Raw genomic sequence first — 25146 nt, 5'->3', positions numbered from 1 at the left:
CGATGGCGAGCTGGTATCCCCTCATTAAACATTTTCACTTGCTGACCGTCGCGCTGACGATTTGTCTGTTTTTGCTGCGCTTCTACTGGCAAACCACCGGCTCAGCGATGCTGCAGCGCCGCTGGGTGCGCATTGCGCCGCACATCAACGACACCTTTTTGCTGTTAAGCGGTGCGCTGCTAGTGATGATTACGCACTTTTATCCGTTCACACCGCAAGGAAGCTGGCTGACGGAGAAGCTGTTAGCGGTTATTATCTACATCGCCTTAGGTTCCGTGGCATTGAGCCGTCGCCCACGTAAAATGGGGACACGTTGGATCGCCTTCCTGATTGCAATCGTAGCTTTGCTGTTTGTGATTAAGCTGGCGATGACCAAAATGCCGTTATTGGGGATTGTATGACCTCGCCAGAGCAACTCGATTACAGTGAAACACCGTTGAGTGAAGCGGTGATTGGCGCCACATGCGCCATACGCAATGATTTTTCTGCACCTTCTGTGCAACAACAGTTGGCGGCAATGGTCGATGAAGCCCGTGAGTTCATCAGCAGCGAGCAGGACGCCGATTTGCAGCTGGGTAAGCTGCTGGAGCTGTTCTATCGTCAGTGGGGATTTGGTGGCGCCAGCGGCGTCTACAATCTCTCTGACGCGCTGTGGATCGACAAAGTATTGAAGAGCCGTCAGGGCACCGCAGTGTCGCTGGGTGTGATTCTGCTGCACATCGCCGATGAGCTGGAATTGCCGCTAATGCCGGTGATTTTCCCGACGCAGCTGATTCTGCGCGCCGACTGGTTAGATGGCGAAATGTGGCTGATCAACCCGTTCAACGGCGAAACGCTGGATACGCATACGCTGGAAGTGTGGCTCAAAGGCAACATCAGCCCAACCGCCAAGCTGTATAACGATGATCTCGACGAAGCTAAGACTATCAACGTGATGCGCAAGATGCTCGACACCTTGAAATCCGCGCTGATGGAAGAGAAGCAGATGGAGCTGGCGCTGAACGTCAGCAAAGTGCTGCTGCAGATCGATCCTGATGATCCTTACGAGATCCGCGACCGTGGATTGATTTACGCGCAATTAGAGTGTGAACACATCGCGCTGACTGATTTGACCTATTTCGTTGAACAGTGTCCTGAAGATCCGGTCAGCGAAATGATTAAAGTGCAGATTCACGCAATTGAACAGAAACAGGTAACGCTGCACTAAGCGTTACCCGATAAAAGGAAAGGAAAGGGCATGACACAGAAAGTAGTGAAAATCGGCGATATCAAGGTCGCAAACGATCTGCCATTCGTTCTCTTCGGCGGCATGAACGTGCTGGAATCGCGCGATCTCGCCATGCGCATCTGCGAACACTACGTTAAGGTCACCGACAAACTCGGCATCCCCTACGTATTCAAAGCCTCTTTTGATAAAGCGAACCGCTCTTCGATCAAATCCTATCGTGGTCCAGGCCTGGAAGAGGGCATGAAGATTTTCCAGGAGCTGAAGCAGGCTTTCGGTGTGAAAATCATCACCGACGTGCATGAAGCATCGCAGGCGCAACCGGTGGCTGACGTGGTTGATGTTATTCAGCTGCCAGCCTTCCTCGCGCGTCAGACCGATCTGGTGGAAGCGATGGCGAAAACTGGCGCAGTCATCAACGTGAAGAAGCCACAGTTTGTGAGCCCAGGCCAAATGGGCAACATCTATGACAAGTTCGTTGAAGGCGGTAACGATCAGGTTATTCTGTGCGATCGCGGCAGCAACTTCGGCTATGACAACCTGGTTGTCGATATGCTCGGCTTCAACGTGATGAAGAACGTCACGCAAAATAGCCCGGTTATCTTCGACGTTACCCACGCATTGCAAACGCGCGATCCGTTCGGCGCTGCCTCTGGCGGCCGTCGTGCGCAGGTGGCTGAGCTGGCGCGCGCTGGTATGGCGGTTGGCATTGCTGGCTTGTTCATCGAAGCACACCCAGAGCCAAACAGCGCGAAGTGCGACGGTCCATCGGCGCTGCCGTTGGATAAGCTGGAGCCATTCCTGGTGCAGATGAAAGCGATTGACGATCTGGTGAAGAGTTTCCCAGAGTTGGATACCAGCAACTGATTGTTTTCAGATGTGAAAAAGGCGCCGATGGCGCCTTTTTTATTGGCTGGACGCCATAAATGGCGACCCTACAACATGCACGATTTCCGTAGGGTCGCCATTTATGGCGACCTGGCACTCACAGCATAATCGTCAACAAATAACCGGCAAACAGCGCCAGATGCGCGGCACCGTTCAACACATTGGTGCGGCCGGTTGAGAACGAAATGTGGCACAGAATCAACACGGCGCTCATCATCACCATCTGCGGCGGCTCAAGGCCAAACACCAATTGCTGGTCGGTTAAGGTCGCAATGATTGTCACCGCAGGCACGGTCAGTGAAATGGTCGCCAGTACCGAACCGAAGAACAGATTCATTGCGCGCTGCACCTGATTCATCAGCACCGCTTTAATCGCACCCAATCCTTCTGGAGACAGGATCAACAGCGCCACCAGGAAGCCGGTGAACTGTGCTGGGGCATTCAGCTCTGTCAGAAGGCTCTCCAGCGGATTGGCGTTCATCTTGGTTACGGCGATAACCGCAATCAGATGCACGATCAGCCATACGGTGTGCCACAGTGAACTGTGCGCAGAAGGCTTGCCGTGATGCGGATCGTCGCCATCATCTTCATGCTCATAAACGAACAGGCTTTGGTGCGTTTTGGTTTGAATCAGCAGGAATACGCCGTACATGGCGGCGGAAATCGCCGCGATAATCAGCGCCTGGGTGGTAGTGAAGTTGCCGCCGGGTAACGCATTGGGAAACACCAGCACCAGAATCGCCAGCGGGAAAATGGCGATCATGTATTGCTTAACGCCCGCCAGATTAACGTACTGCGTGGCAAACTTGCGTCCGCCCAGCAGCAGGGCACAGCCGACCAAACCGGCAGTCACAATCATGATGATCGAGTAAAGCGTGTCGCGCATCAGCGCGGGCGCGGCATCGCCGGTGGCCATCAGCGCCGAGATCAGGCTCACTTCGAGAATGACGACGGAAAGACTTAAAATCAGCGAGCCATAAGGTTCGCCTAAACGGTGTGCCAGAACGTCGGCGTGACGCACCACGCTGAACGCGCTAAACAGAATGGCAACTAATGCCAGCAGATTGATGCCGATAACCGGCAGAAGCGCTGTCTGGTTGCCGAAGAAGCTCAGCACCGCCAGCGCAGCAACGGGGAAAATCAGTGAGTACTCGGTATGGCGGGTTTTCTCATGTCCAGGCATTTACCATCCTCTCCGGAAAAAGTACAAAGCAGGCAATCATTGCCTGATAAATATAATGAGTTTTCTGACGCAACGCAGTGTAACTTTTCAACAACTGTGCTGCTGTGACTTTACGCGATTTTACCAAAAGCGTTTATTATGTATAACACGGCAAAAGAGCATGTTATCGCTGAATTAACGACAGTATTCATTATGTTGCATCAGTCATCCACTAAATTAAGGATGAGATTGGTCTGTTTAATTGACTTGTTTGATACGGCTTATGGGGGTTTAACTCTCTTAAATCCAATATTCCCGTAAAAGTCGGACTTTATGCGGTTTTTTTGCTTCGCTTCGCACTTTTCCTTCCAATATTGAAGTTCCTCGCCAGGCAGCCGATGCTATTTACACAGAATTTCCCTTTTGTGATCGGGGTCAATCTTGAATGTTTTGTTAAAAATGAATTAATGTCTTCTCTTAAGGCGAAGTGTTCAGCGTCGCCTGTAGACATCAGTTTTAAGGAACCACACCGGCAAGATGTCAGCGCAGTAGAGGAGACCACAGTGTTAACGCGGGAATTTTTATTAAAAGCAGATTGTAAAACATCGTTTGGCGATATTGATGAAGCGCTGTTCTGGAGCTGTGAAAAGCGTGCGGCATCGCTGTCAGCGACGCTTGCCTGTCGTCCTGACCAAAGCCCGGTGTGGATTTTTGGCTACGGCTCGCTGATGTGGAACCCGATTTTTGAAGCGGCCGAAGTGGCGCCAGGCCGATTAGAGGGCTGGCACCGTGCGTTTTGTCTGCGTCTGATTGCCGGTCGCGGCACCGTCACCGCGCCTGGTCGCATGCTGGCGCTGAAAGAGGGCGGATCCACCAGTGGACTGGCGTTCCGTTTACCGGAATCGCGACTGCATGATGAGCTGGAGCTGCTGTGGAAGCGTGAAATGATCACCGGCTGCTATCTGCCAACCTGGTGTGAGCTGGAGCTGGAGGATGGACGCAACGTCACCGCGCTGGTGTTTATTATGGATCCGCGTCATCCACTGTATGAAACCGACTCATGTCGCAGCACCATCGCGCCATTAATTGCCCAGGCCAGTGGGCCGCTCGGCACCAACGCACAGTATCTCTATGCGCTGGAGCAGGAGCTGGGCAAACGTGGGATGCAGGAAGCGGCGTTGACGCGCCTGGCGGCAGAAGTCAGAGCGCTGCAGAATCATTCAGCAGCGCGCTAACGCGCATTACTGCGCTGGATTAATCAGCCAGGTTCCCGGCTTATCGATGGTCAACGATTGGCTGTGCACCTGGTTGCCGTTACGCACTTCAATGCGATAGTTCCCCGCCGCCAGATTCAATGAAGCAAACCCGCTGCTGGAGGGCTTCACATCCCGGGCTTCGCCATTCAGCATCACGTTCTCACCCGCCTGCAAACGCAGATAAACCGTCGCTACCGTTGGCGCATTGCTCGCCACATTATTGGCGGGTGCAGCAGGCGCGGCTGGCGTGGTGCTCGCGGCCACCGGCGGCACTTCGCTGTGACGATTCGCTTTCCACACCACCACCACAACCGCCAACACCGCAATCGCAGCGGCCACCACTAAACCGGGCGACAAACGACGCACGTTGCGTGGCGTCAGAGGTTCAACGGCGGCTGCGGCATGATTGACCGCCAACACCTGCGGTTCCGGCGTTGCCACAATCGGCTCCGCCGGTACAACCGGCTCGGCTACCACCGGAATGGTGGTGGAGAGCGCTTCGACATCGCTTACCGGCAGATCGATCAGGCTAGCAAAGGCATCAATGCTCTGCGGACGATCTTCTGGCTTCATCGCTAACGCGCAGTCAATGGCGTGCAGCAGCGGCAGCGAATAGCCTTCCGGCTTGCGCTCCACCAACGGCTGATAGTTATCCTCAATGCAGCGCACCACGCTCACCGGCGGCGCATGGCCGGTGATCAGGTTGTGCAGCACCGCGCCAAGCGCATAGATATCGGTCCACGGACCTTGCTCGATTTCACCTTCTTCACTGTATTGCTCAATTGGCGCAAAGCCGGGTTTAAGCATGATCTCGGTTTCATCAGAGAGGTTACCGATCTCTTTGCGCGCCGAGCCAAAATCGAGCAGCACCGGCAGCTGATTTTCCTGAATCTGGATGTTATCCAGTGAGATGTCGCGATGCAGATAACCGGCAGCGTGAATGGTATCGATGGCGCCAAACAGCGGCGGCAGCAGACGGCGGATCCAGCTTTCATCAATGCTGTCCGGACTGGTGATCTGCCACTCTTTCAGCGTCATGCCGCTGTAATAAAGCGTGCCCATGTACGCGGTGCCGTTCTCTTCCCAGAAGCGCAATACGTGCAGCAAGCCGGGATGATTAAAGCGTGCCAGCAGGCGCGCCTCCTGAATAAAGCTATTGCGACCGGCGGTAAACAGCTTGTGGAAACGCTCACCGCGCAGTTCCAGCGACATATCCGCCGCACGCACCGCCAGCGAGACGGGCATGTACTCTTTGATAGCGATAGTGCGTTCCAGCTGATGATCCCAGGCACGATAAACAATGCCGAAGCCGCCGCCGCCAATCACTTCCTTGATTTCAAATTCATTAAACCGGTAGCCCGCAGGCAGGGCGTTAGGTGTATGGTTTTCGTTTGCCGACATAGTGAACTCTCTGAACACGTCCTGTAGCGCCCCGTCATCACGATGACGGCGGGCAACGACCGCTAATTAATTAATGTTACGCCAGGCACCAATCGCCGGATCGGCGAGATCCGCATGCAGGGTGTCAATCAGTAACACAGTCACTTTTTGCTGTGGCATAAATTGCGGCGACCACACGCCGCGTAATGTCTCAACCCGCTTTTTCAGCACATCGCTGTCCTGATCGGCGGTTTTGTCCATCTTCACCAGAAGTGTGCCGCTGAAGCGCCACACATGCTGTTGTGCATCAAACGGCAGCACTAACCAGCTATCATCGGCATCCGGACGCGTAACGATCATGCGCTGGTTATTCACCGAGACCACTTCCAGCGGCGGACCGCTTAGTTTCAAATCTGCAATCGGGTAGCCCTGATAGAAATTCAGCGCCACATTGCGCGTTTTACCGTTGCTCATCAGCGTCATTTCGCTCGGGCCTTCCAGCCAGCCTTCGGTGGAGCAGTGCTGATTCGGGTTATCCGGGATAAACAGCGAATCGCCTTTGTCATCCCACCAGGTGCGGAAATGACAGCCGCCCGGCAAGGCAAAATGCTGCAGCGGTGTGCTATCCGCCGGGCGCGAGAGATCGAGCGGCGCGGCATTATTGGCGGTTGCGCTGGCCGTGGCATCGTTGATGACGATGGGACGCCAGTTCTGTAATTTGGCCGCGCTACCGTTTGCCAGCACGCTGCCCTCTTTATTAGTCATCTGCCACGGCAGTTCATCCAGCAAGCCGCACTGATTAGCCAGCAGCGTACCGACGCGCGGCAGGAAGCTGGTCAGGACGCTGGAATCGGTGCTTTTGCCCGAAACAATGCGCAGCGGCAGCGTCTCTTTGCACCAGTCGTTAGGTGCTTTGCTCGCCACGTCATCAATGTAGACTTCCAATGACAGGCTCGGTGAATAGACCACACGATAATCTTCTGCCTGCGCATTTCCGGCCAGCAACAGGGTTGCGAAGCCCGTCAACCACACTTTCATAAGAATCCTTGGATCAATAACGTGACGGCAGAAAACGTGCCGCATCAGCCTGGGAATAAAGCAGCGTCGCTTCCTGCGGTTCGCCAATCCAGACGGCCAGAGCGCTGAGATTGTCGCTTTTAACACTGCGGTTAACGGCTTGTTCCATCAAAGTCAGCCACTCTTCGCAGGCATTCACCATGCGCAGGGCCAGTTCCATTTCGTGGGTGGTGAGATTGAGCCAGAATCCATCGCTGCAAACTAAAAACGCGTCGCCGTCGGCCAGCGTAATCACCTCGCTAAAGGTGGCCGGACGGGCAGGCTCAACACCGAGCGCATTATAGAGTAAATTACTGTTAATGCCGGTATTTTCATAGCCCGCCTCGCGTAACTGCTGGGCCAAACTGTGATCACGCGTCACCTGATTCAGCACCCCGTGACGGAAGTGATAAACCCGGCTGTCGCCAGCGTGCGCCCACCATGCGAGCTGTTTTTCACGGTCAATAAACAGCGCAGCGAGCGTGGTGCTCATCCGGGAAAAATTCGGATTGTTTCCCTGTGCCTCAATCAGCACCTGCTGGCAATGTTCGATGGCAGCGCGCGTGCTTTCCGGCGTGAAGGTCGCGCTTTGCTGCAACTGCGTCAGCAGCGTGTCGCGCACCAGCTGCGCAGCGATATCTCCGCCGGGCAAACCGGCGACGCCGTCGCACACCAGAAAACAGGCTTTATGATCGTCTAGTTCAGCGCCGGTACGATCCTGATTTTCGTCGCGCATGCCTTGCTGGCAGCGGCTGGCAAACATCATCTTCATGCGTCTTCGGTCCGCGTCTGAGAATCCTTGTATTGATTCACTTCCATATCATAGGCATGCAGGAAGGCTTCGCCGAACAGCGTGTGGAAATCATCTTCAATTTCACCGGCGGTACGCTGGTAGTGGCGAGAGAAGTAATCCCACAGCGCCGCTTTTCGTCCGGTGCTAAACGCCATTTTGGGCAGCACGCCATCTTTGCGCGCTTCTTCTTCTAAGCGCTGCGGGTTAAATGATTGCAGCATGGCGGCGATAATTGCGCGGATGCCGGCAATCATCCCAAGCTGATGCGCCTGCAAATCCACCAGCGCATCACGCACCGCCGGTTCCGGCGGCATAAAGCCCGGCATCTGGCTCTGATACATCTGCATCAACACGGTTTTACCGGACGGCAGAATTTTGAACGGGTTATTCGCCTCGTTGAGGATCATCGTCATGTCGGCTTTCACGCCGCGCTTGAGAATCGAGCGCGAGGAGAGCAGGGCGACGGTGCCTTGCGAAAACAGGCTCAGCATGCGGCCAGTGACACGCATCTGCTCTTCGGTGATGGTGGTTTGGTGGCCGTTGTTCAGCCCCATGCCTTCCAGCAACGCGGCAATCAGTTTGTCCTGAGAGACGCCCGGCAAGGTGGCTGGCAGCGTCGGCGCATCGCTTTGCGGATCGATGGCGAGACGCGGATCGTTGCGACGTTCCTGACGCGCAACCGGCTCGGGAATCACGTCGGGCTCCTGCATCATGCCGAGCGGGTCGTCGCTGCTGTCGGCAAAGAACGCCAGCGGATCGTCCTGGCGGGCTTTGAGGTTGTTGGGATCGCGCACTTCGAGCCCGTACTCACCAATTTGCAGCGTGTCGCCATCCTGCAACGCCACTTGCGAGCCGCGTTGCAACGCGACGCCGTTCAATACTACCGACGTGACGCTGCCCTGATTGGTCAGGCGGCATTCGCCCTCCGGCGAAAGGTGCACCAGCGCCTGCAAGCGCGATATGGCGCGCGATTCGTCAGGCAGCACCAAATCGTTATCCTGACTGCGGCCGATGGTGCCGCCGGGCGGTTTGAAGGCTACCGTCTTGGCGGGCACATCCGTATTGCACTGCACAATGGTAAATTGCATGAGTCATCCCGTTAACAAGGCAAACGCGACGGCCTATTCAAACATCGGTGGATAGAGGCCGTTGCGGCCCGGCTGTGCACCAGACGCCGGGTTAAACAATAATGAAAAAAGTTGCGCAGTCAGCGGGCCACTGTGTTTATGCGTGGCATGGCTAAAACCGTCACTGCGATTACTCCACCAGTAGCTCATGTGCTGCTGCGGATCGAACCTGTCAGCCACTTCACGCCAGCTCAGCGTGCAGGGCAAATCATCAAAACCAATCACATCCATGATGTCGCTGCGCTGCGTATCCGGCACCAGCAGCGGCGACAGGCGCTGCATTTGCTGTTCCAGCGCATCGGGATTGAGCCGATCGCGCACCGAGTGCAGCAGCAGCGCGCCCAATTCCTGAAACCAGTCGCCGGACATTGCCAGCTGCGCGCTGTGCCAGCGGCTCAGCGGGAAGCTACGCAGCGCCAGCAGCGGCCAGCTGCGGCCCACGCGATCGCATGAGGGCAGCAGGCAGCCCATCTGCACCTGCTGACGCAGCGGCGAAAGCGGCAACACAAAATTCCACACCGGCGCACGTAAAAACTGTGCCGGACTGGCATCCGGTTGCTGATGCCAGTGCGTCAATCCCTGTTGAAACCAGTGGCTCCACGGCGTCACGGTATTTTCGCTCAGACGCTGGCGCAAAAAATCGCCGGTGGCCGGTAACTTGCCGTACCAGCCCGGCGCAGTGTGTGTCGGCATGATTACCTCACCATTACTCACTGTGTCTGGTCAATCGCTGCGAAACGACGTGCGGCGCAATCGCCAGCGTGTTGCTGCTGTCACCGGCATTTTTCAGATTCTCCGCAAGCTTGCGCATCATCAACGCGTTGTCACGCGCATAGGGCGAAGACTGAATTTGTTGATCCAGCAGCTGGCTCAGATGCCAGTCGAGCTGCTGCAAATCACGCGCGCTAACATCATCCGGTAGCGTACGCTGCAGGTTTTGCATCAGCCAGCCACGCAGGAACTCGCCGTCATAATTGCGCGGCTGATACAGCATTTGATAAGCGCGCAGCGCATTGCGACTGTATTCGTTATCGGTGCCCGGATCGTCACGCAGTAAATTCGTTATCTGCTGTGCCACGCGCGGCAACAGTAAAGACTTAAGCGCATTTTGATAAAGCGCCCACGCCGCATCGCTTACCTGATTGCCGCGATATAGCCCAACGCGCATGGTAAGCGGCGGATTGTCGAGGGAAAAACGCTCGGAGAGCGGCAGTTTCACCAGGTTATTTAAGAAGGGTAGCAGATCAAAAATATTATCGGCGGGCTGATGGATCACCTGCTGACTTTGCGTGGTGATCGGGCCAATGCGCTCTGCAACCTGGTCGAGATAACGCTGATTCTGAATATAGCTGGTGAGCCACAAACAAGAGAGCAGCAGCAGCGCGCCGGTCAGCACGCCATAACCGATCCAATGGAACAGGCGGTTGCGGTATTCCCAATGGCGATTGCTACCCGCCAGGCCACTTTCGCGGAACACCAAATCGCTCAGCAAATCGCGGATAAAGAAACTCTGCCCTTTGTTGCCGGGAATGGGGCTGCTGCGATTAACGCTATCCCAGGCAGCGAGGCTGCTTTCGCCGGTGTGCGGCAGCTGTAGTTTACGATTGAGCTCGCCCATGATGCGGTCAAACGGCAAACCTTCCTGCGTGCCGCTGGTGAAGAACAGACCGCGCGCCGACCAGGCGATCGGTTCCTGATGGCTGGAGAACACCACATCGAGATACTCATTCAGCAGCGGACGCAGCGAGCTGAACTCTTGCGGGAACAGGAAGCTGTCGGCGCGCTGGGTGAGATCGCGTTCACCTGCCATCACCTCGGCCAACTGCTGCTGTAAACGCTGCTCTAAGTGCTGATATTGCTGGCTGAAGCTACGATGCCAGTCATCTTTGTGCGGTTTGCCCGGTTCCCACGGAAAGGTAAAGCCCCAAATTGCATCACGCTGCGGCTTGCTTTGGCTGCCGTAGAAACTCATAAACCCTTTCAGCAGGTCGGTTTTGGTCACCATCACGTAAACCGGGAAGTGAATGCCGGTGTGCTGATGCAGCTCCGCCATGCGCTCACGCAGCGCGCTGGCCTGCGCATGGCGCGCTTCGGCTGAATCGGTCAGCAGATCGGAGACGCTGATGGTCATGATCACGCCGTTAATCGGCTGGCGGGTACGATAACGCTTCAGCAGGTTAATAAAACTCTGCCACTCCGCGCCGTCGCGCGCACGCTGGCTCTCCTGCAGGGCGTAACGCCCGGCGGTATCGATCAGTACTGCGCTGTCGGTAAACCACCAGTCGCAATGGCGCGTGCCGCCCACGCCGCGAATCGCCGCTTTGCCAAGGCTATCGGTCAGCGGGAATTCCAGTCCGGCATTAAGCAACGCGGTGGTTTTTCCGGCACCCGGCGCGCCAATCATCACGTACCACGGCAGTTGATAAAGGTAGTGACTTTGGAAACGTGCCAGCCAGCTCTGCTGATGACGACGACCAAACTGAGTGCGCTTTAAACGCAGCGCCGCTTCACTGAAACGCTGCGCCAGCAGAGTTTCGGTGGCCTGACGATCGGATAACTCTTCCTGACTCATCTGCTGCAAACGGTTAAGCAGTTTGCTGTTAAACCAGCCGCGCCACAATGCCGGGATAAACTGGAACAGCAGCCAGAGTAGATAAAGCAGACCGACCGCTAACTGGCGCGGCAATACCGGCTCGAGCGGGCGCGTATCGCCCCAGCTCCACAGCGGTCCGAGCATCCATAGCACGCAGCTCAGTGCGGTGACGCCAATCAGGCTCCACAGCAGGCGATGGGTTAACAGATGTTGCAGTGATGCGCGCATCATTGGCCTCCCTGATGATTGCCGAGGGTTTCCGGTGTCACAAACAGGGTGATTTCCACCCGACGATTGCGGGCGCGGTTTTCATTGCTGTCGTTCGGCAGCAGCGGATTGCTGTCGCCGCGACCTTCCGCTTTCACGCTGTGACCTTCGGCGAGCTGCGGATTTAGCAGCTGGGTGATAGCGCGCGCGCGGGCAAAAGAGAATTCGTAGCTGGAGGCGAAACGGCCATCGACCGGGCTATTATCGGTATACACCGACACCAAAACCGTGCCTTTCACGGTTTTCATTGCGCTGGCCACATGCGCCAGCAGCGCGCGGCCCACCTGATTCACCACCGTGCCATCGCTGGAGAACAGTTTGTCAGCCGGGATGATCACTTTGCTGCCGAACGCGCCATCGCTCACTTCCAGCTGTCCGGCGGCAATCACATCATTCAGACGTTGATGCAGATCGAGCAGCGCTTGAGGGGAAGTAGGGCGACGTCCAGGCGTGATTTGTGGCAGCGGGGTTTGATAGATGGTGCGCAGCAGCGGTTCGGCGGCGTTGCCGAGTCGCCAGTTCAGCCCGCTGTAGATCAGGCTCGCCACCAGCGTGGCTAAGGTAACGCAGGCCCAGAGCGGCACCATTGGACGCGTCAGGGTGCTGACCAAAGGATGCACTTCCACCAGCGGCACCGCCGGATTGGCGCTCGACGGACGATGCTCGGCTATCAATTGCGCCAGGCGTTTGCGGATTGCTTCACACTGCGCGCGACCGCTGTCACTGCCGCGATAGCGACCTTCATAGCCGAGCAACAGGCAATAGTGGATCAGTTCCAGCAACCACAAATGCTGCTGCGGGCTCTGTGAAACGCGCGATAACAGCTGGAACACTTTCTCGCCGCCCCAGCTTTCATTATGAAAAGTCACCAGCATGCCGTTACCGGACCACACGCCGCGCGTGCCCCACGGCGTTTGCGCCGCCGCTTCGTCCAGCACGCTGCACAGGCAGTAGCGCGCGCCGATGATCATCTCAAAAGGTAAGCCCGCTTGTTTGCAGCGTTGTTCGAATTGGCGGATCTCTTCGATCAGTAACTGGCGCAATCCGGCAGGATCGTCATGCGTAGCGGCCTGCCGTATACGTACCACGGCATTCAGGATAGGTGCTGCGGCATTAAGCAAAAGGTTATCATTGCCCGCGACAATGCCATCGCGAGCAAGGGAATCCTGAGTCATTAAATCTTGGTTATCCAGGCAAGGGCGAAAATCACAGCCCGCATAGCGAAAGCTGCTGCGGGCATTGTGCGCCGGATTGCATTATCAGTCTAAAATCCAGGTCGCGGTATCGTTAGTGCGACAAGCCTTACTGGCGCCCCCAACGGCCACACAGACCTGTTTGCTGTTGCGGCGAGGGCGCGGGCGATCGCTACGAATGGTCGCGTCATAGCGGCTGCTCTCTACGCCCGCTTTCGGCGGAATATAGCCAATTAACTGGCCGTTAGGCTCATCGGCCACCGCCAGCCAGCTGTGTTCAACACGTCCCAGCACTTCAAACGGTTTGGCGTTATCAAGATAGCGCACTACCTTGCCACCAAAATCAGGCGTGGTCATCACGGATGCCGCATAGAGCGCGCGATAACTCTCATTGACCGGCGTGAATTCGCCAGGTGCTGCCACCGCATGACGATGAACCAGTTGGACGCCATTCACTTCACTGGTTACCAGCGTGTCATCAGTAACGGGTGGCGGTGGCGCTTTACACGCAGCCAGACTTAACACCGCCAGCAACACAAGCACGAGACTCTTATTCACCATGATCCTCAAATTTCATCAGATTAGCTGCAGAGTAATCTGCGGCACGAGCCTTTAAGGCAGGCAGATTAGGCAGCGAGAAAGCCATCAAAAAAACAGACAGATTACAGAAAGATAGTGCTGAACTAAGTCTACCTAAGACTTTTTAGAATTCAAACCATTGCACCATGAGAAATCCCATGCTACCGGGCGAAAAAGCAGCGCAGGACAATGATATAAAACACATAGTCACGGTGATAGATAAGCTTCATTAATTTATTCGCTGCAGTTAGCGATGCGAGGGTGCGCAGCGGCATTTGGTCGCTGCTAGTGCCAATCGAAAATGGTAAATAAGATTAATCTATTTTTTCAGATTAAAAAAGATTGCTCAGCGAAACAATTTTCTTAAATTCGGAATTTCCGGGCACTTTTTTGCCACTTTTAAAAGCAGCACGGCATGGCTTTTGCTTAATCCTCTGTTTACTCCGCTAAACCGCTGGAGAAAGCAATGAATCGGGCTTTGAACTATCTGCGTGCCAGCCGCGCCAGCGAGATAGCCAGTTTGCAACGTCTGTTGCGAACCGGCGAACAGATTACCGCCATCAGTGAATTGATCCATGTGCTGCAGCGTGAACGTGGAGCCAGCAATATCTGGCTGTGCTCGGCTGGTCGATTGTTTGGCGAAGAGTTGGCACAGCGCGCCGCCGAGGTTGAATTGCGTGAGCAGAGTGCGATGGCGGTGCTGCCAGAAGCAGAGGCGCAGCCCGGCTATAGCCGATTTTGCATGTTGATCGCTACTGCGCTTCAGGCGCTGGACGGACTACCGGCGCTGCGTCAGCAAGTACACAGCCGCACCGTGACGCAGGCGCAGGCGATGGATGCGTTTAATCACATCATCTGCACCTTACTCAATCTGGTCTTTGAAGCGGCGGATACCGCCAGTGAGCCGGACATCTCGCGTGCGTTAATCGCGCTATTTAGCTTTATGCAAGGCAAAGAGCTGGCCGGACAGGAGCGCGCCACCGGTTCGGCGGGATTCGCTGCCGGTGAATTTACCGAGACGCAACGGCAGCGCATTCAGGTGTTGATCGCTGCGCAGGAGCAAAGCTTTGCAACCTTCAGCCAGTTTTCTGATGCGGAAAATTTGCAACGCTGGCAGGCGATAGCCGATGCCGGCAGCCAGATTGAGCGGCTAAGACGCATCGCCTGCACCGGCGCGCAGTGCGGTGAAAATGGCGTGTTGCAGTGGTTTAGTTTGCTCAGCTCGCGTCTCGATCAGATGAAACAGATTGAAGATACGCTGTGCGCCACGCTGATGAGCCGCTGTCAGCGCGCGATTGCGGCTGCCCAGCACAATGAACATTCGCCGATTGCCATCGGAGAAGAGGCCAGTTTCTCGCTCTATGTCGCGGGTGCCAGCTGGCTGTCAGGCGCTGAAACCACGCTGGACAGCAATGGCCTCGCGCCCCAACTCGGGCGTTCGGTGCTGGCGTTGATCCGTGAGCAGTCGCAGCGTCTGCAGACGCAGGCTGATGAACTCGCCTCGATGCGCGCTTCACTGGATGAACGCAAAATTATCGATCAGGCGAAAAGCTGGTTGATGCAACAGCACGGTTTCAGCGAGCAGGATGCGTGGCAGGCGCTGCGTAAAAGCGCCATGAACCAGAACAAACGGGTGCTGGAAATTGCCCAGGCAGTGCTGGCGGTTGCCGCCACGCTCAAGGCATAACCCGAAGGAGGTAGCTGCACAAACCCTGTGCGTAGGGTGCGTCAGCGCAGTGCAAAAATGACGCACCCTCAGCGCATTTGTAGCGCCAGCCTTGATAAATCGGCCTGATATTTTTGGCACAGGCTTTGCAATACCTTACAGACATTGCGCATTTGTTTCGCCAACGGCGGTGAAGCGAGTGCTTTGGATAAAGGCGTCCGGCCCCATGTTTTTCGACATGCGGGAGGACGCCTTTTTTTATTCTTTTTTTTCAGGATGCGCATGATGAGCAAAACGCGGTTCACATTGTCACGACGTCAATTTCTCCTGGGTAGCGCGGTGGTCGGTGGCAGCTATTTACTGCCGGGATTACGCAATGCGGTGTGGGCTGCCGGTTCCGACGCGCCCGAAAAGAGCAACATTCGCGTCGGCTTTATTCCGCTCACCGACTGCGCGCCGGTGGTGATGGCCTCAGTAAAAGGCTTCGATAAAAAATACGGCCTGACGCTGCAACCGAGTAAAGAAGCCAGCTGGGCGGCGGTACGCGACAAACTCACCGCAGGCGAGCTGGATGCAGCGCACGCGTTGTACGGCATGATTTATGGTCTGCAGTTGGGCATTGCCGGACCTCAACATGAGATGGCTAACCTGATGACGCTCAACAACAACGGGCAGGCCATCACTCTGGCGAATCAGCTTAAAGATCAGAAAGTCACCGATGCCGCCAGCCTGCAAAAGTTAATCGCCAGTCAAGCCAAAGGCAGCTTTACCTTCGCGCATACCTTCCCAACCAGTACGCACGCCATGTGGCTCTATTACTGGCTGGCCAACGCTGGAATCGACCCGTTTGAGGATGTGCGTACCGTGGTGGTCCCGCCACCGCAAATGGTGATGAACATGAAGATGGGCAACATGAGTGGCTTCTGCGTGGGCGAGCCGTGGAATCAGCGCGCCATCAGCGACAACATCGGTTTTACCGCCGCGACCACGCAGCAAATCTGGCCGGATCATCCGGAAAAAATTCTCGCCACGCGTGCCGCCTGGGTGCAAGAGAACCCCAATACCGCCCGTGCGCTGACCGCCGCAGTGCTGGAAGCCGCGCGCTGGATCGATGCCTCCGACGCTAACCGCAAAGAGACCGCGCAGGTGCTGGCCGGGCGCGCGTGGATCAATACCAAAGTGGAAACGCTGGAAGGGCGCATGCTCGGTCAGTACGAAAACGGGCTCGGTCAGCGCTGGCAGGACGCGCACGGTATGCGCTTCTTCCGCGACGGTGAAGTGAGCTTCCCCTGGATTTCCGACGGCATGTGGTTCCTGACGCAGATGAAACGCTGGGGCATGGTGCAAACCGCGCCTGATTACGCAGCAGTGGCGCGTCAGATCAACCGTATCGATATCTACAAACAGGCCGCCAGCGCGGTGGGCGGCATTAGCGTCCCAGCCGGCGAGATGCGCAGCAGCACACTGTTCGACGGCAAAGTGTGGGACGGCAGTAATCCCGCCGCTTATGCCGACAGTTTTGCCCTTAAACGCAGTTAAGTGAGGTCATGATGAAATCTGAAGCACGCACGCTCAACGCCGCGCCGATCGCCGCGCAACCCGCGCAGGTGATTGCGCTCAAGGTGACGCCCGCACCGCGTCGAGGTCAACGCTGGCTCCGTCCTCTGTTGCAGCGGCTAATCCCCGCCAGTTGCGGCCTGATTTTGCTGCTGTTTGTCTGGCAACTGGCCTCAATGTCTAGCAAAGGCTTCCCCACGCCGTACGCCACCTGGCAAGCCGCCGTCACGCTGTTTGCCGATCCGTTTTACAACAACGGCCCCAACGATCAGGGCATCGGCTGGAACGTGGTCGCCTCGCTGCAACGGGTGGCAATCGGCTTTGGTCTGGCGGCGCTGGTGGGCATTCCCGCCGGATTCCTGATTGGCCGTTTTAGCTTTATCGCGCACATGCTCAACCCGATCATCGCGTTGCTGCGCCCGGTCAGTCCACTTGCCTGGTTACCAATTGGCCTGCTGCTGTTCCAGCGCGCTGAGCCGGCATCAAGCTGGACCATTTTCATCTGCTCCATCTGGCCGATGGTGATCAACACCGCCGAAGGCGTACAGCGTATTCCGCAGGATTACCTCAATGTGGCGCGCGTGCTGCGGCTCAATGAGTGGACAGTGATGCGCCGCATTCTGTTCCCGGCGGTGCTGCCCGCAGTGTTAACCGGCATGCGTTTGTCGATGGGCATCGCGTGGCTGGTGATTGTCGCCGCAGAAATGCTCACCGGTGGGCTCGGTATCGGTTTCTGGATCTGGAACGAGTGGAACAACCTCAATGTGGAAAACATCCTGATCGCCATCGTGGTGATCGGCGTGGTCGGGTTACTGCTCGAACAGGCGCTGATGCTACTGGCACGCCGCTTTAGCTGGGAAAAATAAGGGCATCCGACGCCTTTGTAGGGTCGCCATTTATGGTGACCTAAAACTCAGAATCATCGGGAATTGAAAAATGAATCCAATTATTCGCGTACAGCAGATCAGCCAGCGCTTTAATACCGCAGGCGGCGAGTTCCTCGCCCTCGATAACGTCAGTTTTGATATCCATGAAGGTGAAACGCTCAGCCTGATTGGTCACTCCGGCTGCGGAAAGTCCACGTTACTCAATTTGATCGCCGGGCTAACGCAGCCGAGTAGCGGCGTGTTGCTGTGTGACAACCGCGAAATCAGCGGTCCCGGTCCAGAGCGTGCGGTGGTATTCCAGAACCATTCGTTGCTGCCGTGGCTGACCGCCTACCAAAACGTGGAGCTGGCGGTGCAGCAAGTGTTCAAAGGAAAGATGAGCAAAAGCGAGATGAGCGAGTGGATCGAACACAACCTCAATCGCGTGCAGATGAGTCACGCGTTGCATAAGCGTCCGTCGGAGATCTCCGGCGGCATGAAGCAGCGTGTCGGTATTGCGCGTGCACTGGCCATGCAACCGCGAGTGCTGCTGCTGGATGAACCGTTCGGCGCGCTGGATGCGCTGACGCGCGCTCATCTGCAAGACAGCGTGATGCGCATCCAGCAGGAGCTCAACACCACCATTGTGCTGATTACGCACGATGTCGATGAGGCGGTGTTGCTGTCAGATCGCGTGCTGATGATGACCAACGGCCCCGCCGCGCAGGTCGGTGACATTCTCAATATCGACCTGCCACGTCCACGTTCACGGGTAGCGCTGGCCGACGAGCCGCGATATCACCAGCTGCGCCAACGGATTCTGCATTTCCTGTATGAAAAGCAAACGGCTGTGGCGTAAGGGGACAACCATGGTGCAGCGACTGGTAGTGATCGGTAACGGCATGGCGGCGATGCGCATGGTGGAAACCTTGCTGCAACGTGCGCCGGGTCGCTACGCCATCACGGTGATTGGCCGTGAGCCGCACGGCAATTACAACCGGGTGCTGCTGTCGCCGGTGCTGGCGGGCGAAAAAGCCTTTGCTGACACGGTGCTCCACGCGCCCGAATGGTATGCGGCACATCAGGTGCAACTACTAATGGGTGAAGAAGCGCTGCAGGTGAATATCCCTGCGCGCACAGTACAAACCGACCAGCGCAGACTGCACTGGGACAAGCTGGTGTTCGCTTGCGGTTCGAGGCCGCGCATGCCGGAACTGCCCGGCATCCATCGCCCACAGGTGCAGGGTTTTCGCACGGTGCGAGACGTGGAGACCATGCTCGCGCAGCAAGGTCCGGTGGTGGTGCTGGGTGGAGGATTTATTGGTGTGGAAGCCGCAGCGGCGCTGCGTCAGCGTGGACGTGACGTCACGCTACTGCATCATCGCCCGTGGCTGCTTGATCGCCAACTGGATGCTAAAGCGGGGGCGCTGTTGCAGCAGCATCTGACACAGCGCGGTATTCGCTGTCGGCTCGGCGTCTCTTTGCAGGCCATTGACGCGAAAAGCGTCACGCTCAGCGATGGTGCGGTTATCGCGGCGGAACAGGTGGTGATCGCCATCGGCGTGCTGCCGGAGATCGCGTTGGCGCAGGCGGCGGGCGTGCCTTGTCAGCGCGGCATTCTGGTAAACCGCCAACTGCAAACCGCGCTACCGCATGTGTATGCGCTCGGCGAGTGCTGCGAAATCAGCGGAGAAACGTTTGGCTTGATTGCGCCTTGTCTGGCTCAGGCCGCCGTGCTGGCAGCACAACTGGCGGGTGAACCCGTGGCCGACTTTCACTATCAGGAAAACGGTACGCGGCTGAAAGTCAGCGGCATTGAGATGTTCAGTGCGGGTGATATCAGCGAAGGCGACGCCATCAGCAGCTTTGACCCGCTGCACCAGCACTATCGCCGACTGTTTTTGCGCAATGGCGCACTGCGCGGCGTGCTGCTGTTTGGTGACAGCCAGGCGGCAGGCACGCTGCTACCACAACTTCAACAGGCCGCGCAGGTGGGAATCAATGCGCTGTTCGGTCTTGACGACAACACAACGCAGCCGAGCGCTGCAGGAAGCCAGATGATGAGCAAACCTCTTCTCGCCGTGGTTGGACACGGCATGGTCAGCCACCATTTTCTCGAACAGCTGGTGAGTCGTGAACTGCATCAGCACTATCACATCGTGGTGTACGGCGACGAGCCGCAGATGGCCTACGATCGCGTGCATCTTACCGAATACTTCAACGGCAAAAGCGCGGACGATTTGTCACTGGTCAGCGATAACTTCTTTCAGCAACACGGCATCGAACTGCGCAGCGGTTGTGAAGTGGTGGCAATTGACAGTGCAAAACGCAGCCTGCGTGATGCCAGCGGCGCGGAATTGAGCTGGGATAAACTGGTGCTGGCGACCGGCTCGGTGCCGTTTGTACCGCCAGTTCCCGGCCACGATCACGCGCGTTGTTTTGTATACCGCACACTGGGCGATCTGGATGCGATTGCTGACTGTGCCCGTGATGCAACGCGCGGGGTGGTGATCGGTGGCGGGCTGCTCGGACTGGAAGCCGCCAACGCATTGAAACAGCTCGGTCTGGAAACCCATGTGGTGGAGTTCGCGCCGCGTCTGATGGCGGTACAGCTGGATGACGGCGGCGCGCAGATGCTGCGCGGCAAAATCAGCGCGTTGGGCGTACAAGTTCATACCAGCAAGCAAACTGAAGCGATTGAAAGCCTGCCGGATGGCAGCCTGCAACTGCGTTTTGCCGATGGCAGCCTGCTGGCAACGGATCTGCTGGTATTTTCAGCCGGCATCCGTCCGCGTGATGCACTGGCGCGCGCCGCCGGTCTGCAACTGGGCGAACGCGGCGGCATTCTGATCAACGACGCTTGCGCCACCAGCGCCGCAGATGTCTATGCGATTGGCGAATGCGCGCTGTGGCAAGGGCAAATTTTCGGTTTGGTTGCGCCGGGATATCAAATGGCGCGCGTACTGGCGGCGCAGCTGGCACATGAAGAGCTGGCATTCAGCGGTGCCGACATGAGCACCAAACTGAAGCTGCTCGGCGTGGAAGTGGCGTCATTTGGCGATGCGCACGGGCGCACCGCTGACAGCCAAAGTTATCAGTGGATCGATAATCCAAAGGGCATCTACAAAAAACTGGTGGTGTGCAAAGATCGCAAAACGCTGCTTGGCGGCGTGCTGGTGGGCGACAGCGCAGATTACGCCAGCCTGCTGCAGATGATGCTAAATCAGTTACCGCTACCGGAAGAGCCAGAGAGCCTGATTTTGCCGCAGTTAGCGGGAGCGCCGGCTAAAGCGCTGGGTGTCGCAGCGTTGCCAGACAGCGCGCAAATCTGCTCGTGCCATAACGTCAGCAAGGCGGACATTTGCGGCGCGGTGCAGGGCGGCTGCGGTGACATGGCGGCGATCAAAAGCTGCACCAAAGCGGCGACCGGCTGCGGTGGGTGCAGCGCATTAGTCAAACAGGTGATGGAGTTCCAGCTCGCCAGTCAGGGCGTGGAAGTGAAAAAGGATATCTGCGAACACTTTGCCTACTCGCGTCAGGAGCTGTATCACCTGATACGCGTCGGCAACATCACCACCTTTGAGCAGCTATTGCAGCTCAACGGGCGTGGACAGGGCTGTGAAGTGTGCAAACCGCTGGTGGGATCATTGCTGGCATCATGCTGGAATGACTACTTACTGAAGCCCGAACATCTGCCGCTGCAGGATACCAACGATCGCTACTTCGCCAACATCCAGAAAGATGGCACCTATTCGGTGGTACCGCGTGTGCCAGCCGGTGAAATTACGCCTCAAGGGTTAATTGCGATTGGTGAAGTAGCCGCCCGTTACGATCTCTACACCAAAATCACCGGCGGTCAGCGCATCGATCTGTTCGGTGCGCGGCTCGATCAGTTACCGGATATCTGGGAACACTTAATCGCGGCGGGTTTCGAAACCGGTCACGCCTACGGCAAATCGCTGCGCACGGTCAAATCCTGCGTTGGTTCAACCTGGTGCCGCTACGGCGTGCAGGATTCCACCGCCTTCGCCATCGCATTAGAGAATCGCTATAAAGGGCTGCGCGCCCCGCACAAAATCAAAATGGCGGTTTCTGGCTGCACGCGTGAATGCGCCGAAGCGCAGAGCAAGGACATTGGCGTAATCGCCACGGAAAAAGGCTGGAACCTGTATGTCTGCGGCAACGGCGGGATGAAACCGCGCCATGCTGATCTGTTCGCCAGCGATCTCGATGATGAAACCCTGCTGCGCTACGTTGACCGCATCTTGATGTTCTATGTGCGCACCGCCGATCGCCTGCAACGCACCAGCGTGTGGATGGATAACATGGAAGGCGGACTCGACTACCTGCGCCAGGTGGTAATCGAGGATTCACTCGGCATGGCCACGCAACTGGAGCAGGAGATGCAGCGCGTGGTGGATCGCTATCAGTGCGAATGGCACAGCACGCTGCAGGATCCTTCGCGTCGCGCCTTGTTTACCGCCACCGTCAACAGCGAGCAGCCTGACGAGACGCTCAACTATGTGCAGGTACGCGGTCAGCGTCAGCCCGCGACGGCGGACAGCATTCCGGTCACCACTTTGCCGGCAGAACCCTGGAGTGCCATTTGCCATGTCGACGCCATCCCGCCGTCTGCGGGCATGGGTGCGCGGCTGGGCGGCCAGCGTGTGGCCTTGTTCCGCTTGGGCGAGGCGATTTATGCGCTGGAAGATATTGAGCCCGGCACGCAAGCCAGCGTGCTGTCGCGCGGCATTCTCGGCGACGTCGCGGGCGAGCCGGTGGTGATATCACCGCTTTACAAGCAGCGCGTGCGGCTGCGCGACGGACAAAGTCTCGATAATGCCGAGCATCAACTGCGCTGCTGGCCGGTGCGCGTGGAAGGCGGCAAAGTGTGGCTCGGGCAGCAGCCGATTATTGCGCTGGCGGCGGCCTCATGAAAACCACCTGTCCGTACTGCGGCGTTGGATGTGGCGTGGAGGTGAAAGCCCTGGATGCGCCGGTGAGTGGCGACCGGCAGCATCCGGCTAATTTCGGTCGGCTGTGCGTTAAGGGTTCGGCGCTGGGCGAGACTCTGACGCATGAAGGTCGTTTGCTCTGGCCGCAGATTGATGGTCAGCGCGTCAGTATCGAAGCCGCACTGGACCACGTGGCGGCAGGTTTCCGGCGCATCATCGATCAGCATGGGCCGCAGGCGGTGGCCTTTTACGGCTCCGGTCAACTGCTGACGGAGGATTATTACACCGCCAATAAGCTGATGAAGGGCTTTATTGGCTCTGCCAACATCGATACCAATTCACGGCTGTGTATGGCTTCGGCGGTGGTGGGTTACAAACGCGCTTTCGGTGCCGATGCGGTGCCGTGCTGCTATGACGATCTTGAACAGGCCGATGTCGTGGTGTTGGTCGGCTCCAATGCAGCATGGGCGCATCCGGTGGCGTGGCAGCGGCTGGTGCAAGCCAAAGCCGAACGCCCAGAGATGCAGCTGGTGGTAATCGATCCGCGTCGTACTGCCAGCTGTGACCTTGCCGACCTGCATCTGGCGCTGCAACCGGGATCCGATAGCGCGCTGTTTGCCGGGCTGCTGAACTGGCTGGCACACCATGCGGGTATCGATACCAGCATGTTGCCGCATCTGACAAATGTTGAGGCCACCTTAGCCGCCTGTGAGGCGTGGGATGTGGCGGCGGTCGCCGCTGCCTGCCAGCTGAGTGAGCATGAGATTGTGGCGTTCTGGCAGCTGTTCGCCGCGCAGCCGCGCGTGCTGACGTTGTGGTGCATGGGCATCAATCAATCACAAACCGGTAGCGATAACAACAACGCCATCCTCAATGCGCATCTGCTCAGCGGCAAAATCGGCCGTGCGGGCTGCGGACCGTTTTCGCTGACCGGACAGCCCAACGCCATGGGGGGCCGTGAGGTGGGCGGCTTAGCCAATCAACTGGCGGCGCACATGGGCTTTAGCGCAGCAGAGATTGATCAAGTGGCGCGCTTTTGGGGGAGCGGTCGTGTTGCGCAGCAGCCAGGACTGACGGCGGTGAATTTGTTCAACGCCATCGAACGCGGTGACGTCAAAGCGGTGTGGATCATGGGTACCAATCCCGCCGTTTCGATGCCGGAAGGTAACCGCGTGGCGCAGGCGCTGGCGAAATGCGAGCTGGTGGTGGTGTCGGAAGTCAGCGCCCACAGCGACACGGCACAGTTAGCTGACGTGCTACTTCCGGCGCAGGCGTGGGGCGAGAAAAACGGCACCGTGACCAACTCGGAGCGGCGTATCTCACGCCAGCGCAGTTTTACCGCATCAGCCGGTGAGGCCAAAGCGGATTGGTGGCTGCTGGCGCAGGTGGCGCAGCGGCTCGGTTTTGGCGCGGCCTTTGCCTGGCAGCATCCATGCGAGATTTTCGCCGAGCATGCCGCGCTGTCTGGTTTTGAGAATCACGGCACTCGCGCCTTTGATATCAGCGCGCTGGCAACCATCACGCGTGAGCAATATGACCAGTTAGCGCCGGTGCAGTGGCCGATCACTGCCGCAGCACCCAACGGCACCGCGCGGCTGTTTGCCGATCGCCGCTTTTACCATGCCGATGGCAAAGCGCGTCTGCTGCCGCCCGCGATGCCGATTAAAACCCTCACGACCACAGATTATCCGCTGCTGATGAACACTGGCCGCATCCGCGATCAGTGGCACACCATGACGCGCACCGGCAACGTGCCGCGCCTGATGCAGCATTACGATGAACCCTTTGTCGCGCTAAATCCGCTGGATGCGGCGGCCCACGGCTTGAGTCACGGCGATGTGACGCGCGTGCAGTCGGCGCTGGGCTGGTGCAGCGGACGCGTCACCCTCGACAGCGGCCTGCAGCGTGGGCAAATCTTTGTGCCGATGCACTGGACAAGGCAGTTCAGCGGGCAGGCCAACGTCGATGGCTTAGTGGCGGCCACTTGTTGTCCCGATTCCGCTCAGCCAGCGTTAAAACAGACGGCGGTGCGCTTGCAACCCCTGCGTCCGACGTGGCAAGGCTGGCTGTGGCTGCCGAACATCATCACGCCGCCTGCGTTATTCTACTGGTCGCGAGCGCCACAGCCCGGCGTGCAGCGCTATGTGCTGGCGGGCAATGCTCACGCTGGCGAATGGCTGATGCAACTGCCGGGCATGTCCGCATTGCAATGGCAGCAGGCGCAGGCAGGACAGCAATTGCACTGGCTTGGCTGGCGCGAGGGCAAGTTGGCATGCGCCTTTTATGCCGCGCCCTGGCTGCCGGACATCGATCACCCCTTTATCGCGCAGGCCTTTAGCCAGCCGCCCGATTCGCCGCAGCAGCGACATGCGCTGTTAGGCGGACGACCGACGCAGGGCGGCAGCCACGGACGAACCCTTTGCAGCTGCTTTGGCGTCGGAGAAGTGGCGATTCGCCGGGCCATTGCCGGGGGCTGTGATTCCCCGGCGGCGCTCGGCGCGGTGTTGAAATGCGGCACCAACTGTGGCTCCTGTATTCCGGAGCTCAAACAACTGCTCTCATCTCTGCGCGTGGCGCAGTAAC

The 25146-nt window shown here is 57.6% G+C and carries 19 protein-coding genes; 10 read left to right on the top strand and 9 right to left on the bottom strand.

All coding sequences use genetic code 11. The annotated features are described in order from the left end of the window. Positions 1-2: 2 nt before the first annotated feature. From VIJ98_RS11245 to kdsA, 3 genes are read left to right on the top strand one after another with little or no spacing between them, the layout of a single operon-like run. Complete coding sequence (locus VIJ98_RS11245) at positions 3-401, top strand: SirB2 family protein (RefSeq protein WP_008107663.1); 399 nt, start codon at positions 3-5, stop codon at positions 399-401. Next, positions 398-1207, top strand: coding sequence for an invasion regulator SirB1 (gene sirB1 / locus VIJ98_RS11240; RefSeq protein ID WP_008107665.1), 810 nt, complete (start codon positions 398-400; stop codon positions 1205-1207). The genes VIJ98_RS11245 and sirB1 overlap by 4 nt, the downstream gene beginning before the upstream one ends. Before the next feature lie 30 nt (positions 1208-1237). Then, entirely contained in the window at positions 1238-2092 is an 855-nt protein-coding gene (gene kdsA, locus VIJ98_RS11235; protein ID WP_008107666.1) for a 3-deoxy-8-phosphooctulonate synthase, read from the top strand. A gap of 118 nt (positions 2093-2210) precedes the next feature. Here kdsA and chaA read toward each other — a convergent pair whose 3' ends face one another. Continuing rightward, entirely contained in the window at positions 2211-3296 is a 1086-nt protein-coding gene (chaA, locus tag VIJ98_RS11230; protein ID WP_154156473.1) for a sodium-potassium/proton antiporter ChaA, read from the bottom strand. A gap of 542 nt (positions 3297-3838) precedes the next feature. On the opposite strand from chaA, the gene VIJ98_RS11225 reads away from it, so the two are divergent. Further along, on the top strand, positions 3839-4510 hold the full coding sequence (locus tag VIJ98_RS11225) for a gamma-glutamylcyclotransferase (protein ID WP_008107689.1): 672 nt from the start codon (positions 3839-3841) through the stop codon (positions 4508-4510). Between the two features lie 6 nt (positions 4511-4516). Here the strand turns inward: VIJ98_RS11225 and VIJ98_RS11220 are convergent, their stop codons facing one another. The 8 genes from VIJ98_RS11220 to VIJ98_RS11185 form a co-directional block, all read right to left on the bottom strand. Beyond that, a complete protein-coding gene (locus VIJ98_RS11220; RefSeq protein WP_323273973.1) occupies positions 4517-5932 on the bottom strand; it encodes a serine/threonine-protein kinase in 1416 nt (471 codons plus the stop codon). Between the two features lie 66 nt (positions 5933-5998). After that, positions 5999-6949, bottom strand: coding sequence for a hypothetical protein (locus tag VIJ98_RS11215; protein WP_323273971.1), 951 nt, complete (start codon positions 6947-6949; stop codon positions 5999-6001). A 13-nt stretch (positions 6950-6962) separates the two neighbouring features. Next, on the bottom strand, positions 6963-7739 hold the full coding sequence (locus VIJ98_RS11210; protein WP_323273969.1) for a PP2C family serine/threonine-protein phosphatase: 777 nt from the start codon (positions 7737-7739) through the stop codon (positions 6963-6965). Next, entirely contained in the window at positions 7736-8848 is a 1113-nt protein-coding gene (gene tagH, locus VIJ98_RS11205) for a type VI secretion system-associated FHA domain protein TagH (RefSeq protein WP_323273967.1), read from the bottom strand. Before tagH ends, VIJ98_RS11210 begins: the two co-directional genes overlap by 4 nt. 33 nt (positions 8849-8881) lie before the next feature. Continuing rightward, positions 8882-9580, bottom strand: coding sequence for a type VI secretion system-associated protein TagF (gene tagF / locus VIJ98_RS11200; protein WP_323273966.1), 699 nt, complete (start codon positions 9578-9580; stop codon positions 8882-8884). A 13-nt stretch (positions 9581-9593) separates the two neighbouring features. Further along, the gene (tssM, locus tag VIJ98_RS11195) at positions 9594-11708 is read right to left on the bottom strand and encodes a type VI secretion system membrane subunit TssM (protein WP_154193899.1); all 2115 of its coding nucleotides are present in this window, start codon (positions 11706-11708) and stop codon (positions 9594-9596) included. Next, on the bottom strand, positions 11708-12922 hold the full coding sequence (gene icmH, locus VIJ98_RS11190) for a type IVB secretion system protein IcmH/DotU (RefSeq protein ID WP_036649251.1): 1215 nt from the start codon (positions 12920-12922) through the stop codon (positions 11708-11710). Before icmH ends, tssM begins: the two co-directional genes overlap by 1 nt. A gap of 84 nt (positions 12923-13006) precedes the next feature. After that, a complete protein-coding gene (locus tag VIJ98_RS11185) occupies positions 13007-13501 on the bottom strand; it encodes an SH3 domain-containing protein (protein ID WP_154156458.1) in 495 nt (164 codons plus the stop codon). A 484-nt stretch (positions 13502-13985) separates the two neighbouring features. Here VIJ98_RS11185 and VIJ98_RS11180 point away from each other — a divergent pair, with 484 nt between their 5' ends. The 6 genes from VIJ98_RS11180 to VIJ98_RS11155 all read left to right on the top strand — a co-directional run bounded on the left by VIJ98_RS11180 (position 13986) and on the right by VIJ98_RS11155 (position 25145). Next, on the top strand, positions 13986-15206 hold the full coding sequence (locus VIJ98_RS11180) for a nitrate- and nitrite sensing domain-containing protein (RefSeq protein ID WP_323273964.1): 1221 nt from the start codon (positions 13986-13988) through the stop codon (positions 15204-15206). Between the two features lie 264 nt (positions 15207-15470). Beyond that, entirely contained in the window at positions 15471-16724 is a 1254-nt protein-coding gene (locus VIJ98_RS11175; protein ID WP_323273962.1) for a CmpA/NrtA family ABC transporter substrate-binding protein, read from the top strand. Positions 16725-16735: 11 nt separating this feature from the next. Next, positions 16736-17608, top strand: coding sequence for a nitrate ABC transporter permease (gene ntrB, locus VIJ98_RS11170; RefSeq protein ID WP_323273960.1), 873 nt, complete (start codon positions 16736-16738; stop codon positions 17606-17608). 70 nt (positions 17609-17678) lie between these two features. Continuing rightward, the gene (locus tag VIJ98_RS11165) at positions 17679-18467 is read left to right on the top strand and encodes an ABC transporter ATP-binding protein (RefSeq protein ID WP_008107708.1); all 789 of its coding nucleotides are present in this window, start codon (positions 17679-17681) and stop codon (positions 18465-18467) included. Between the two features lie 10 nt (positions 18468-18477). Next, positions 18478-22545, top strand: a complete 4068-nt coding sequence (gene nirB / locus VIJ98_RS11160) for a nitrite reductase large subunit NirB (protein WP_323273958.1) — start codon at positions 18478-18480, stop codon at positions 22543-22545. Then, positions 22542-25145: a nitrate reductase gene (locus VIJ98_RS11155; protein ID WP_323273956.1), complete on the top strand. Its 2604-nt coding sequence runs from the start codon at positions 22542-22544 to the stop codon at positions 25143-25145. The genes nirB and VIJ98_RS11155 overlap by 4 nt, the downstream gene beginning before the upstream one ends. Position 25146: the final 1 nt, after the last annotated feature.

The organism is Pantoea sp. S18, assembly GCF_045689705.1.
Taxonomy (GTDB): Bacteria; Pseudomonadota; Gammaproteobacteria; order Enterobacterales; family Enterobacteriaceae; genus Pantoea; species Pantoea symbiotica.
Note: the sequence above shows the minus strand (reverse complement) of the source record. Positions and strands in the feature narration are given on the sequence as shown.

Coding starts and splice junctions, on each gene's coding strand:
- VIJ98_RS11220 (WP_323273973.1), bottom strand. CDS start 5,932: ATGTCGGCAAACGAAAACCATACACCTAACGCCCTGCCTGCGGGCTAC.
- tagH (WP_323273967.1), bottom strand. CDS start 8,848: ATGCAATTTACCATTGTGCAGTGCAATACGGATGTGCCCGCCAAGACG.
- icmH (WP_036649251.1), bottom strand. CDS start 12,922: ATGACTCAGGATTCCCTTGCTCGCGATGGCATTGTCGCGGGCAATGAT.
- ntrB (WP_323273960.1), top strand. CDS start 16,736: ATGAAATCTGAAGCACGCACGCTCAACGCCGCGCCGATCGCCGCGCAA.
- VIJ98_RS11185 (WP_154156458.1), bottom strand. CDS start 13,501: ATGGTGAATAAGAGTCTCGTGCTTGTGTTGCTGGCGGTGTTAAGTCTG.
- tssM (WP_154193899.1), bottom strand. CDS start 11,708: ATGCGCGCATCACTGCAACATCTGTTAACCCATCGCCTGCTGTGGAGC.
- VIJ98_RS11210 (WP_323273969.1), bottom strand. CDS start 7,739: ATGAAGATGATGTTTGCCAGCCGCTGCCAGCAAGGCATGCGCGACGAA.
- sirB1 (WP_008107665.1), top strand. CDS start 398: ATGACCTCGCCAGAGCAACTCGATTACAGTGAAACACCGTTGAGTGAA.
- VIJ98_RS11175 (WP_323273962.1), top strand. CDS start 15,471: ATGAGCAAAACGCGGTTCACATTGTCACGACGTCAATTTCTCCTGGGT.
- kdsA (WP_008107666.1), top strand. CDS start 1,238: ATGACACAGAAAGTAGTGAAAATCGGCGATATCAAGGTCGCAAACGAT.
- VIJ98_RS11155 (WP_323273956.1), top strand. CDS start 22,542: ATGAAAACCACCTGTCCGTACTGCGGCGTTGGATGTGGCGTGGAGGTG.
- chaA (WP_154156473.1), bottom strand. CDS start 3,296: ATGCCTGGACATGAGAAAACCCGCCATACCGAGTACTCACTGATTTTC.
- VIJ98_RS11165 (WP_008107708.1), top strand. CDS start 17,679: ATGAATCCAATTATTCGCGTACAGCAGATCAGCCAGCGCTTTAATACC.
- tagF (WP_323273966.1), bottom strand. CDS start 9,580: ATGCCGACACACACTGCGCCGGGCTGGTACGGCAAGTTACCGGCCACC.
- nirB (WP_323273958.1), top strand. CDS start 18,478: ATGGTGCAGCGACTGGTAGTGATCGGTAACGGCATGGCGGCGATGCGC.
- VIJ98_RS11245 (WP_008107663.1), top strand. CDS start 3: ATGGCGAGCTGGTATCCCCTCATTAAACATTTTCACTTGCTGACCGTC.
- VIJ98_RS11215 (WP_323273971.1), bottom strand. CDS start 6,949: ATGAAAGTGTGGTTGACGGGCTTCGCAACCCTGTTGCTGGCCGGAAAT.
- VIJ98_RS11180 (WP_323273964.1), top strand. CDS start 13,986: ATGAATCGGGCTTTGAACTATCTGCGTGCCAGCCGCGCCAGCGAGATA.